13 protein-coding genes are annotated in these 11,598 nt (G+C 67.3%); 6 read left to right on the top strand and 7 right to left on the bottom strand.

The genetic code is table 11. The annotated features are described in order from the left end of the window. Window positions 1–51: 51 nt before the first annotated feature. The 3 genes from IB256_RS25235 to IB256_RS25245 are packed head-to-tail and all read right to left on the bottom strand — an operon-like array spanning window position 52 to window position 1,989. A complete protein-coding gene (locus IB256_RS25235; RefSeq protein WP_192404540.1) occupies window positions 52–1,032 on the bottom strand; it encodes a TauD/TfdA family dioxygenase in 981 nt (326 codons plus the stop codon). A 21-nt stretch (window positions 1,033–1,053) separates the two neighbouring features. Next, window positions 1,054–1,776 carry a thioesterase II family protein gene (locus IB256_RS25240; protein WP_192404542.1) on the bottom strand — a complete coding sequence of 241 codons (723 nt, stop codon included), beginning with the start codon at window positions 1,774–1,776 and terminating at the stop codon, window positions 1,054–1,056. A 3-nt stretch (window positions 1,777–1,779) separates the two neighbouring features. Beyond that, complete coding sequence (locus IB256_RS25245) at window positions 1,780–1,989, bottom strand: MbtH family protein (RefSeq protein WP_192211110.1); 210 nt, start codon at window positions 1,987–1,989, stop codon at window positions 1,780–1,782. A gap of 347 nt (window positions 1,990–2,336) precedes the next feature. Here IB256_RS25245 and IB256_RS25250 point away from each other — a divergent pair, with 347 nt between their 5' ends. Then, window positions 2,337–2,873 (top strand): RNA polymerase factor sigma-70, encoded by a 537-nt coding sequence (locus tag IB256_RS25250; protein WP_081516992.1) that lies wholly within the window; start codon window positions 2,337–2,339, stop codon window positions 2,871–2,873. A 3-nt stretch (window positions 2,874–2,876) separates the two neighbouring features. Here IB256_RS25250 and IB256_RS25255 read toward each other — a convergent pair whose 3' ends face one another. After that, the gene (locus tag IB256_RS25255) at window positions 2,877–3,674 is read right to left on the bottom strand and encodes an AraC family transcriptional regulator (protein ID WP_192404544.1); all 798 of its coding nucleotides are present in this window, start codon (window positions 3,672–3,674) and stop codon (window positions 2,877–2,879) included. A 267-nt stretch (window positions 3,675–3,941) separates the two neighbouring features. On the opposite strand from IB256_RS25255, the gene IB256_RS25260 reads away from it, so the two are divergent. Further along, a complete protein-coding gene (locus tag IB256_RS25260) occupies window positions 3,942–4,835 on the top strand; it encodes a DMT family transporter (RefSeq protein ID WP_192295657.1) in 894 nt (297 codons plus the stop codon). A gap of 91 nt (window positions 4,836–4,926) precedes the next feature. On the opposite strand, the gene IB256_RS25265 is transcribed toward IB256_RS25260, so the two are convergent. Further along, window positions 4,927–5,976: an NAD(P)H-dependent flavin oxidoreductase gene (locus tag IB256_RS25265; protein ID WP_192404546.1), complete on the bottom strand. Its 1,050-nt coding sequence runs from the start codon at window positions 5,974–5,976 to the stop codon at window positions 4,927–4,929. 105 nt (window positions 5,977–6,081) lie between these two features. Between IB256_RS25265 and IB256_RS25270 the strand changes: the two genes are divergently transcribed. Continuing rightward, the gene (locus IB256_RS25270; protein ID WP_192295655.1) at window positions 6,082–6,954 is read left to right on the top strand and encodes a LysR family transcriptional regulator; all 873 of its coding nucleotides are present in this window, start codon (window positions 6,082–6,084) and stop codon (window positions 6,952–6,954) included. Next, on the top strand, window positions 6,951–8,111 hold the full coding sequence (locus tag IB256_RS25275; protein WP_192404548.1) for a YbfB/YjiJ family MFS transporter: 1,161 nt from the start codon (window positions 6,951–6,953) through the stop codon (window positions 8,109–8,111). The genes IB256_RS25270 and IB256_RS25275 overlap by 4 nt, the downstream gene beginning before the upstream one ends. Window positions 8,112–8,184: 73 nt before the next feature. Here the strand turns inward: IB256_RS25275 and IB256_RS25280 are convergent, their stop codons facing one another. Further along, window positions 8,185–8,625, bottom strand: a complete 441-nt coding sequence (locus tag IB256_RS25280) for a carboxymuconolactone decarboxylase family protein (protein WP_081516986.1) — start codon at window positions 8,623–8,625, stop codon at window positions 8,185–8,187. Window positions 8,626–8,774: 149 nt separating this feature from the next. Between IB256_RS25280 and IB256_RS25285 the strand changes: the two genes are divergently transcribed. Both IB256_RS25285 and IB256_RS25290 read left to right on the top strand, forming a co-directional pair. Continuing rightward, complete coding sequence (locus IB256_RS25285; RefSeq protein ID WP_192295653.1) at window positions 8,775–10,205, top strand: PLP-dependent aminotransferase family protein; 1,431 nt, start codon at window positions 8,775–8,777, stop codon at window positions 10,203–10,205. A gap of 270 nt (window positions 10,206–10,475) precedes the next feature. Continuing rightward, window positions 10,476–10,766, top strand: coding sequence for a putative quinol monooxygenase (locus IB256_RS25290; RefSeq protein ID WP_192404550.1), 291 nt, complete (start codon window positions 10,476–10,478; stop codon window positions 10,764–10,766). Window position 10,767: 1 nt separating this feature from the next. On the opposite strand, the gene IB256_RS25295 is transcribed toward IB256_RS25290, so the two are convergent. Then, on the bottom strand, window positions 10,768–11,556 hold the full coding sequence (locus IB256_RS25295; RefSeq protein WP_138214355.1) for an SDR family NAD(P)-dependent oxidoreductase: 789 nt from the start codon (window positions 11,554–11,556) through the stop codon (window positions 10,768–10,770). Window positions 11,557–11,598: the final 42 nt, after the last annotated feature.

Here is an 11,598-nt window from a genome sequence, read left to right on the forward strand (position 1 = left end):
CTCCGAACTGTTCCCTCTCCCTTCAGGGAGAGGGAGCTATCCGCGCCGGCGTCAGGCGTCAGCGCCATGCCCTTGCGCCATCGCCACCACCACCTTGCGCGGGCCGCTGAACGACGAACGCGCGTGGGCAGCGAGCATGTTGTCGAGCATCAGGACGTCGCCGCTGGTCCAGGGGAAACTCACCTTGGCCTCCTCCAGCACGCCGCGGATTTCGTCGAGCACCGAGGGCTCGATGGGGCTGCCGTCGCCGTAGTAGACGTTGCGCGGCAGGTCTTCCTCGTCGACGATTTCCAGCAGGCTTTCGCGCACTTCCGGCGGAAGATTCGAGACGTGGAACAGGTGCGCCTGGTTGAACCAGACCCAATCTCGGGTGACCGGATGCTGCGCCACTGCCTGGCAGACCTGGCGGGTACGCAGCTCGCCGTCTTCTTTCCACTCCCAGCCGATCTTGTGGGCCTTGCAGTAGGCCTCGACCACGGCCGGGTCGGCGCTGTTGAACACCTGCTCCCAGGCCACGTCCAGGCCGTTGCCAAAGTTGCGGGTGTACATCAGCCCGCGCTCGGTGAAGCGGCGGCGGATGCCTTCATCGACCCGACGGTAGATCTCGCGACTGTCAGCGATCGGTGTCTCGCCGCCGCTTTGTGCGGCCTGAACGCAGTAGAACCAGATCTTCATCGGCCACTCGCGGGTATAGGCCTGCTCGTTATGCAGCGGGATGTGCTGGTGCGGCGGGTATTCGGTAGAGGTGTACACACCGCTGGTGACGTTGCTGCGCGGGGTGGAGCCGAACTCGTAGTTGAGCAGCGGGTGGCCGAAGCCGGCGGCGAACTCACGGAAGCGCTCCGGCGCGCCGACCTGGAAGCCACGGAAGAGAATGCCGGCGCACACCGGCAGGCGTTCATCCACCAGCGGGCGCAGTTCGGCCAGTGCGTCGAGCAGGTCGATGCCGTCGCCGCGGGCCTGTACCAGCAGCGGCAGACCACCGCGCGCTTCGGCCAGGGGAGCAATGTCGAACAGAGTGGAGGTGGGCATCTGGGTCTCCGCTTGAATCGATCAGGCCAGCGCTGCGCTGGTCGACTGGCCGGGCTGGCGCAGGTGGCCGAGCAGCAGCTCGAGCAGGCGCGCCTCGCCGGCATTGAGGAAGAAGTGGCCGCCGTCGAGCATCTCCAGGGAGAAGCCGGCGCTGGTCTCGTCCTGCCACGCGGACAGGGACTCCACCGAAAGCCGGTCGGCCTTGCCGCCGAACACATGGATCGCGCAGGCCAGCGGCGCGCGGCGGCGGTAGTCGTAGAGGCCGCAGAGCAGGAAGTCGGCGCGCATCACCGGCAGGGTCAGGCGCAGCATTTCCTCGTCGGCGAACACCGCTTCGGGCGTTCCGCCCAGGCGGCGCATGCGGTCGATCAACTGGGCATCGCTCTGCTCCTGCGCCAACTCGCGATGGCTGTCGCGGCGCGCCGGCGCGGAGGCCGCCGAGGCAAACAGCGCCTGCGGCATCGGCAGGCCGCGCTCACGCAGCGCATGGGCTAGTTCGAAGGCCAGCAGGCCACCGAGGCTGTGGCCGAAGATGGCGTAGGGCTGGTCCAGGCGCGCAGCGATTTCATCGGCCAACTGGCTGGCCAGGGCGCGCAGGTCGGTCTGCAGCCTTTCGGCGAAGCGTCGGCCACGGCCGGGCAGCTCCACCGGGCAGACTTCGATCCAGCTCGGCAGCTGGCGCTTCCAGCGTGCATAGACCATGGCGCTGGCGCCGGAGTACGGCAGGCAGAACAGACGCAGCATGGGTTACTGCCCCTCGGCCATCTTCTGCCGCAGGCTGAGCGGGCGCATGTCGGTCCAGTTGGCTTCGACGAAGGCCAGGCACTCGGCCTTGCTCCCCTGCTTGCCGGCTTCGCGCCAGCCGGCCGGGACTTCCTTGTACTGCGGCCACAGCGAGTACTGCTCTTCGCCGTTGACCAGCACCTTGTAAACCGCATCTTCGCGATCGAACGCCATCGCCCTTCTCCTTCCGCTGTATGGGATGCCGGCCACCGGCCATTACCGATGTTTTCCAGCTCTGCCATGAAGACGAGGGAGACGATGAAATAGTTAGTGTTCTCGGATGCGATTAATTCTCATAAGATATGCGCCGGCGAAATTTCCTGGCTTGCCCTTCACCAGAGTGCTGAGAGATCTGACGAATGGATGCGAATGAAAAATCTTCACACTTGTGTGGGAACCCTGTCGCAGAGCGATAGTCGGAGTCTCTCGAATAAATTGATAATAATTATCATTTGATCTAGATTGGCCGCCTCAACCCATGTGGACGTCCCCGCCTCCGCCGCCGCATAGGAAACCCTTGCATGTCCAAGCCAATGCCCGCCGAGTCGCGCCCCGCTCTCCACGAGCTGTTCGCTACCCACCGGCAGACCTTCATCAATGCGGCCGCACGCATCCTCGGCTGCCGCAGCCATGCCGAAGACGTGGTCCATGATGCGTACATCAAGCTCAATGCGAGCGACCTCACTCCCGGCATCCAGTCGCAGAGCGGCTATCTGATGCGCGTGGTGCGCAACCTGGCCATCGACCTCTATCGCCGCCAGGCGCTGGAGAAGCGCTACTCGGGTAGCGAGGAAGAAGGCATGCACATCGCGACGCCGTCCGCGTCACCGGAGATCGAGCACGAGGACCGGCAGACCCTGGAGGCCATCTCCAGCGCCCTGCAGACGCTGCCCGAGCGCACGCGCTACGCCTTCGAGATGTATCGCCTGCACGGCCGCACGCAGAAGGAAATCGCCGAGGAACTGGGCGTCTCCCCGACCCTGGTGAACTTCATGGTGCGCGATGCGCTGATCCATTGCCGCAAGACCCTGAAGGGCCTGGAGGACGGCAAGCCGTAAGCCTCAGCCTTCCGCCAGGGCGCGGAAGGTCGAGCGATACTGCTCCGGCGTGGTGCCCGACAGCCGCCGGAACATCGCGATGAACGCCGAAGGGCTGCTGTAGCCCAGGTTGAAGGCGATCTGCTGTACCCCTTCCCCCGATGCCAGTGCCTCGATGGTGGCGAGAAACCGCAGGCGCTGACGCCATTCGCCGAACGACATCCCCAACTCCCGCTGACAGGCCCGCGCCAGGGTGCGCTCGGTGCTGTGCACGCGCTCGGCCCATTGCGCGAGGGTGCGGTTGTCGCCGGGCTCGGCCTGCAGCGCGGCCAGCACTTCGCCGAGCGCACCGCCACTGGCGTATGGCAGGTAGTCGTCGTGGGGCTGCGCGGCCTGCAGCTGGTCGATCACCACTTCGGCCAGGCGCTGATCGGCGGCGCTCTGCGGGATGTTCACCTGGCGTGCGGCGAAGTCGGAGAGGATCGCCTTGAGGATGTCGCTGATGGCCAGGGTGCAGGGCCCCTGCGGTAGCTTGCGCGCCAGTTCGGCGGACACGTAGAGCGAGCGGTAGGTAATGGCCTGGCGGTTGTAACAGCTGTGTTCGAGTCCCGGCGGTACCCACACGGCGTATTGCGGCGGCGAGAGGAAGCGCTGGCCGTCCACTTCCAGCTCCATCACCCCGTGGGACGCGTAGTTGAGCTGGCCCCAGGCGTGACGATGGCTGGGGGAATGGGTTCCAGCGTCGAACTCGTCGTAGCGGAAGTACAGATCGGCGGGCAGCTGGTCGATGTCGGGAAGCGGGAGCGGCAGTACGCGGGTCATGTCCGAATGCCGGGGTGGATTGTCCGGTTTTCATTATACGTCTGGTTTCGGACGAGGCGAGAATGGGTGCCATCTATGGAGCCCCTCTCCCCAGCCCTCTCCCTGAAGGGAGAGGGAGCCGTTTGGCGCTCAGCGCAATAGCGGAGTCAGCCGGCTAACACTGGACTTTCCGGCAACTCTAGACAGTCCCCTCTCCCTTCAGGGAGAGGGTTAGGGAGAGGGAAACAGCCCCACTCCGAAGCCAAACCTGAGACCTGCAAGAATCCCATGAACTACCTGTTCCCCCTGCTGGCCGTGGTCATCTGGTCCGGCAATACCGTCGTCAACAAGCTCGCCGTGGGGCAGATCGCCCCGGCGGAGATCGGCTTCTACCGCTGGGTGCTGGCCGGCGCTCTGCTGACGCCCTTCCTGCTGCGTGCCACCCTCGCCCACTGGCCGGTGATCCGCGCCAACCTGGGCAAGCTCGTCACCCTAGGCCTGCTCGGCATGGCCGTCTACCAGTGCCTGGCCTACTACGCCGCCGCGCTCACCTCGGCGACCAACATGGGTATCATCCTCTCGCTGATGCCGCTGATGTCCCTCGCACTGGCATCAGTACTGCTGCGCCACAAGTTGAGCCTCGCCGCGCTGCTGGGCGCGCTGGTCTCACTGGGCGGCGTGCTGCTGGTGATCACCCAGGGCAACCCGCAGCAACTGATCAGCCACGGCGTGAACCTGGGTGACGGCATGATGATCGTCGCCACCCTCGCCTACGGCGTGTATGGCGTGCTGCTGAAGAAGTGGAACCTGCCCCTGCCGCCGCTGCTGATGCTGTACCTGCAGGTGCTGGTGGCGATCGTCGCGCTGGCGCCGCTGTACCTGGCCTCGCCGCACCATGGCCTGAACGCCGGCAACCTGCCGCTGGTGCTGTATGCGGGCCTGCTGGCCTCCATCGTCGGCGCGCTGGCGTGGATGCAGGGCGTGCAGCGCATGGGGCCGAGCCGCATGTCGCTGTTCTTCAACCTGCTGCCGGTGCTGACCGCCGCCATCGCCGCCGTGGTGCTGGGCGAACAGCTGACCAGCTACCACCTGGTGGGCGGTGCGCTGACCCTCGCCGGCGTGCTGCTGGCCGAACTGTGGCGACCGCGGGAAAAGCCCGCCGCTGCTGTCAGCGCCCGTTGACCCGGGTGCTCTTGCAGGGCGCATAACGCGCCAGCGTTATCCGCCGTGAGTGGGCCGGCGGATAACCTGTTCCAGGTTACGCGCCCTACGCTCAACCGGCGTGGAACTCGGCCATCAGGGTCGAAACCAACTCCGCCGCCGACATCTCCCGCGACAGCGGTGCACCCTGCCCCGCCCATTGCACGGCGAAATCGCTGTTGCCCTTGGCGGTCGCCGCGGCGGTCAGCGCCTTGGCGGCGTCATAGGTGATCGGATAGTCCGGCAGCGCTGGCGCATCCGCACTGCCCAGGTCGGTGAACAGCCGGTTGACCATGCCCCGCGCGGCACGGCCGGAAATCGCCGCCGTCACCTCGGTACGCTCCCCACGCTCGCCGCGCAGCGCTGCCTTGAATGCAGCGTTGGCCGAGGATTCGTCGGCAGAGATGAAGGCGGTACCCATCTGCACCGCCTGCGCGCCCAGCTCGAACACTGCGCGCATGCCCTGCCCGTCCATGATCCCGCCCGCCGCGATCACCGGTAGGCCGGTGCCCTTCGCCAGCGTACGGACCAGTGCAAAGGTGCCAATGCGCGCGTCCTTCTCCGGCTCGAACACGCCCCGGTGGCCGCCGGCCTCATAGCCTTGCGCAACGATGGCGTCGATGCCCGCCGCCTCGATGGCACGACCTTCATCCAGACAGGTGGCGGTAGCCAGCAGGCGGATGCCGGCGGTTTTCAGGCGGTCGATCCAGTCCTGCGGCGGCAGGCCAAAGTGGAAACTGACCACGGCCGGGCGCGCCTCGATGAGGAATTCCAGCATCTCGGGGTCGGCCAGGAAGCTGCGGTAGATCTCGGTGATCTGCGCCGGCGGCTGCGCATCGAACTCGGCGAACAGCGGGCGCAGGTGTTCCAGCCACGCGGCCTCGCGGGCCGGGTCCGCCACGGCCGGGCGGTGGCAGAACAGATTGAGGTTGAGCGGCTTGTCGGTCAGCGCGCGGGTCTGCTCCAGCAGGGCACGGGCCTGCTTGGCATTGCTCGCGCCCAGGCCGATGGAGCCCAGCCCGCCGGCATTGGACACCGCCGCCGCCAGCGCTGGGGTGGACACGCCGACCATGGGCGCCTGGATGATGGGGTGCTGGATGCCGAGCAGTTCGGTGATGGGCATGACGGGGTCCTCGTGGTCGGCAGGGCCGACTGGCTGATTGGCACTTGACCAACAATCTCACAAAGAGAATATTAACGGCAACTTGTTCTCTACTGAAGATCAATCATGGATCTCTCCAGCCTGGAAATCTTCCGCTGCGTGGCCGAGGAACAGAGCGTCACCCGCGCCGCCGCCCGCCTGCAACGCGTGCAATCGAACGTCACCACGCGCATCCGCCAGCTCGAGGAAGACCTCGGCGCGGCGCTGTTCCTGCGCGACGGCAAGCGCATGACACTGACCGACCAGGGCCGCGAATTCCTTCGCTACGCCGAGCAATTGCTGGCCCTGGCCAGCGAGGCGCGACAGTCGCTGCACCCTCACAGCGCCACCGGCAGCCTGCGTCTGGGCAGCATGGAGGCCTCCGCCGCCAGCCGCCTGCCCGAGCCGCTGGCGCGCTTCCACCGCGCCTACCCCGAGGTGGAACTGCACATGACCACCGGCCACAGCCAGAAGCTGCTCGGCGAAGTGCTGAACCGCCAGCTGGATTGCGCCCTGATCGCCCACCCGGACATCCTTCGCGCCGAGCCGGGCTTCGAAGCGAAGCTGGAGCGCGGCCTGCGCGCCGAGCCGGTATTCCGCGAAGAACTGCTGCTGGTGCTGCCGGGCAACCATCCGCCGGTACACCGGCCAGAGGATGTGCAGATTCGCACCCTGGTCGGTTTCACCCGTGGCTGCACCTACCGTCAACTGGCGGAAGGCTGGCTGAAAGGCACGCCGTTGGCGGTGCAGGAGGTGGGCTCCTACCACGGCATCCTCGCCTGCGTGAACGCCGGCTCCTGCATCGGCGTGCTGCCGCGCTCGGTGCTGGAGCTGCAACGGGAAACGCCGGACCTGCAGGTGGTGCCGCTGATGGAAGTGGACACCCTGCTGATCTGGCGCGATGGCTACGCCACCGGCGCCTTCCAGCGCTGGCGGGAAACCCTGGAGGCACGCCCATGAGCCGCGCTCGCCGCCTACCCGCCGCGTTATCGGCGGCACTGATCCTGGCCGTCGGCATGGGCTTCGGTCGCTTCGCCTTCACCGGGCTGTACCCGTTGATGGTGCGCGACGGCGTGCTCAGCGTCACCGGCGGCTCCCTGGCTGCCTCGGCCAACTACGCCGGCTACCTGCTCGGCGCGCTGCTGCTGGCACGCAGCCAAGAAAGGCATGCCGCGCGCATCTGCGTGATCGCGCTGGTCGGCACCTTGGCTACCCTCGTCGCCATGGCAGTTCCGGCACCGGCCTGGTTCGCCATCGGCGTGCGCCTGCTGGCCGGCGTGCTCAGCGCCATGGCGCTGGTCAGCGCCGCGCAGTGGCTGTTGCAGAGCATGGGCGAAAGCCATGGCGCACCGATGATGTTCGCTGGCGTGGGGATCGGCATCCTGGTCTCGGCGGAGCTGATCGCCGCTGGCAACGCCTTCGGCCTGGGCAGCGCGGCGATCTGGTGCGTGCTGGCGCTGGCCGGACTGGTACTGTCGCTGCTGGCCGCGCCTGCGCTCGGCCGGGAAGCGCCGGCCGGGCCGCATCAGGCAGTGAACGGAGCGGGGCCGGCTCCGGAGTTGTCCGCGCCGATCATCCTGCTGGTCTACGGGCTGGCCGGCTTCGGCTACATCATCACCGCCACCTACCTGCCGCTGCTGATGAAGAGTGGCCTGGGCGCCATCGACGCTTTGCAGGTCTGGGCCGCGTTCGGCCTCGGTGCTGCGCCATCGTGCTTTCTCTGGCATCGCCTGCACCTGAAGCTGGGCGGCCGGCGCGCATTGGCGCTCAACCTGCTGGTGCAGGCGGTAGGCGTGATGTTGCCGGCGCTGGGCGACTCCGCCGTCCTTTACCTGGGCAGCGCGGTGCTGGTGGGCGGCAGCTTCATGGGCACCGTGACCATCGCCATGCCGGCGGCCCGAGCTGTGGCCTCGCAAGTGCGCTTCAACATGCTCGCGGCGATGACGGCGCTGTATGGCGTCGGGCAGATCGTCGGGCCGCTGGCGGCCAGCGCCCTGCGTGGGCTGACCGGGAGCTTCATCCCGGCATTGGGAGCGGCAGCCAGTGCGTTGCTGGTTGGGGCGCTGTGCTGTCTCCCCCTGCGTCACGCCGAGGTGGAGCCCACGCAGGGCGCATAACCTGGAACAGGTTATCCGCCAGCTGCCGCGCGGCGGATAACGCTGGCGCGTTATGCGCCCTACAAGGTGCAACTCACGCAGGCGGCTGCTGGCGGAAGGACACGCCCAGGCGGTTCCACACGTTGATCGCGCCGATGGCCACGGTGAGGTCCACCAGCTCCCGTTCGCTGAACTGCTCGCGGGCGAGCTGGAAGACCTCCAGCGGCACCTTGGATTCGGACAGCAGCGTCACCGACTCGCACCAGGCCAGCGCCGCCCGCTCACGCTCGGTGAAGAACGGCGACTCACGCCAGACGCTGACGGCGAACAGGCGTCGCTCGGTCTCGCCGTTGCGGCGCGCTTCCATGGCATGCATGTCGGCGCAGAATGCGCAGTTGTTCACCTGCGATACCCGCAGGCGCACCAGCTCCAGCAGCGGCTTCTCCAGCGACAGCTCGAAGATCGCGGCTTCCAGCGCCAGCACCGCCTTCAGCGCTTCCGGCGAGGCGGTGTAGTAATCCAGGCGTGGCTCCATGACGGCACTCCAGAAGTTGACCGTGCCATTGTGCGCCGAGGCGTGCCGGCCACAAGTGACCAATCCGCGGAATTTCGACCGCGCAACTTCACCGCGCCCCGCGCCGGCGCTACGCTTGCGCCACTGCCCAGAAGCTGCGGAGTTCGCCCTTGGAGCTGCACCTGATCATCCACGGCCAGAAGGATCTCGCCGGGCAACTCTATCGTCAGCTGCGCGAAGCCATCGACTCCGGCCGCCTCGCCGCCGGCACCCGCCTGCCGCCCAGCCGGCTGTTGGCCGAACAGTTGGGCATCTCGCGCAAGACCATCTCCGACACCTACGCCCAGCTCACCTACGAAGGCGTGCTGGTGGGCAAAATCGGTAGCGGCACCTTCGTCAACACCCATCTGCCGCGCCACGCCCGGCGCCAGGACGGCGTGCGCTTCGCCAGCCAGGACAACATCGAGCGCTGGGCCGATCTCGACACGCGCCTGCGCCACCCCGGCGCGGGCACGGCGAAGGCCGACTTCATCGGCGGCGCCACCACCCAGCTGCAGTTTCCCCAGGAGGAATGGCGGCGCTGCGTGAACCATGCCTTGCGCCAGATGACCGGCCTGCGCGGGCACTACAGCTCGCCCGAAGGCATCGCCCCGTTGCGCGACGGCATCGCCCGGCACATCTCCTATGCCCGTGGAGTGAACTGCCAGCTGGACGACGTGATGGTCTGCAATGGCGCGCAGCAGGCACTGGACCTGCTCGCCCGCGTCATGCTCCGCCCCGGTGATAAGGTCGCCATGGAAGACCCCGGCTACACCCCGGCGCGGCTGATCTTCCAGACCCTCGGCGCCGAGGTGGCCAGCGTGCAGGTGGACGCCGAGGGCATCCGCGTCGACCTGATCCCCGACGGTACGCGGATGATCTACACCACGCCCTCGCACCAGTTCCCGCTGGGCATGCCGATGAGCCCGGCACGCCGCGAGGCCTTGCTCGCGCGGGCGCTGGAACTGGGCGCGCTGGTGATCGAGGACGACTACGACAGCGAGTTCCGCTACGAAGGCCGGCCCACCGACGCGCTGCAAAGCCTCGATCGCCACGGCGTGGTGGCCTATATCGGTACCTTCTCCAAGGTGCTGCTGCCGGAGTTGCGCCTGGGCTACCTGATCCCGCCGTCCAGCCTGTTCACGGCGCTGGTGCGGGCACGGCAGATTTCCGACTGGCACAGCTCGACGCTGCCGCAGTGGGCGCTGGCCAAGTTCATCAGCGAGGGCTACCTGCTCAAGCACATCCGCCGCTGCCACGGCATCTACGCCGGACGCCGCGAGCGCATCCTGACGCGGCTGGCGGGCGACCTGTCGCCCTGGCTGGAAGCAGTGCCCTCGGTGGCCGGCTTCCACCTCACCGCCTTGCTGCGCCAGCCGGTCAACGTGGCACTGCTCTGCGAACTGGCGCGCAAGGTCGAGGTCGGCCTCTACGGGCTGGCGCCCTTCCACCATCAAGCGCCGGTGCGCGAAGGCCTGCTGCTGGGCTTCGGCGCCATCGACACGCTGGACATCGACCCGGCGCTGGACAAGGTGCGCGACCTGTTGCAGCAGTTGGCCTGAGCCTCATTCCCCCTGTAGGAGCGCGCTGCGCTCCCCGTCGACTCCGACGAACAGACAGCGATACCCATCGATTCCATGCCAGGGGCAGCGACGGCCGATCAGCAATAGCCATCCGAGAACGATTGGCCCGGCGGTTTTCCCTGGAATTGGCAGTTCAGCCGGGGGCGGCGCGGCCGTAACCTCCCAGCATCGGTTTTGAAAGCCGGTTCCGGCCTTTACCGGCCCCCGGCGTCAGCGCCCAATGGCCACCCAGCACGAAGGAGCCTCGCCATGTCCCCGTCCGCCATTGCCATCGTTCGCGTCCAGGCATTCCCCGGCCAGGCTGCCGCGCTGAGCGAGCATCTCACTCAATTGGTCACCCAGGTCCGCCAGCAACCCGGCTGTCAGGGCAGCGAGTTGCAGGAGCTGGCCGCCGATCGCTGGCAGGTGCTCACCCGCTGGGCCAGCCAGGCCGAGCTGGAGGCGCACCTGGCCGGCCCGAGAGCGCAGCAGTGGCTCGGCCAGCTCGGCTGTGGCGACCTGGCGCTGGGGCTGGAGTTCGAAAGCCGCAGCGCCGACTGACTCAGAACGCCGTGCGCACCAGCCCGCCATCCACCCGCAGCGCCGCGCCGTTGGTGGCCGAGGAAAGCTCCGAGCAGACATAGATCACCAGGTTGGCGATCTCCTCGGGACGAGCGAAGCGCTGCAGCAGCGAGCCCGGCCGCGCGGTGCGGAAGAACTCGGCCTCGAATTGCTCGAACGGCTGGCCGCCGGAGAGCTTGTCGACGAAATCACCTACGCCCTCGGAGGCGGTCGGCCCCGGCAGCACGGCGTTCACCGTCACCCCTGTGCCCGCGCAATACTCCGCCAGTCCGCGGGACAGGCCGAGCTGGGCGGTCTTGGTGACGCCGTAATGAATCATCTCCAGGGGAATCTGGATGCCGCTCTCGCTACTGATGAACACCACCCGCCCCCAGTTCTTCTGCTTCATGCCCGGCAGGTAGGCACGGGACAGGCGCACACCGGACAGCAGGTTGACGTCGAGGAAGCGCAGCCACTCCTCGTCGGCAATTTCCTCGAAGGGCTTGGGATCGAAAATACCCAGGTTGTTCACCAGCACATCCACCGCCGGGTAGCGCTTCACCAGCGCGGCAATCTGCTGCGGGTCAGAGAGGTCACCGGCGAAACCCTCGACCTTCGCATCGGCCTGCCCGTCGCGGATGCGTGCCAACGCATCATCAACCGACGCCTGGCTGCGACCATTGAGGATTACCCGCGCCCCTTCGCGGGCCAGGCCCTGGGCGATGGCGAAACCGATGCCCTTGGTCGAACCGCTGACCAGGGCGAGCTTGTCGGACAGATGCAGGTTCATGGCGAGTCTCCAGTAGACGGAACACGAGGACGCCGGCGCGGG

Source organism: Pseudomonas sp. PDM17 (assembly GCF_014851985.1).
Lineage (GTDB): Bacteria > Pseudomonadota > Gammaproteobacteria > Pseudomonadales > Pseudomonadaceae > Pseudomonas.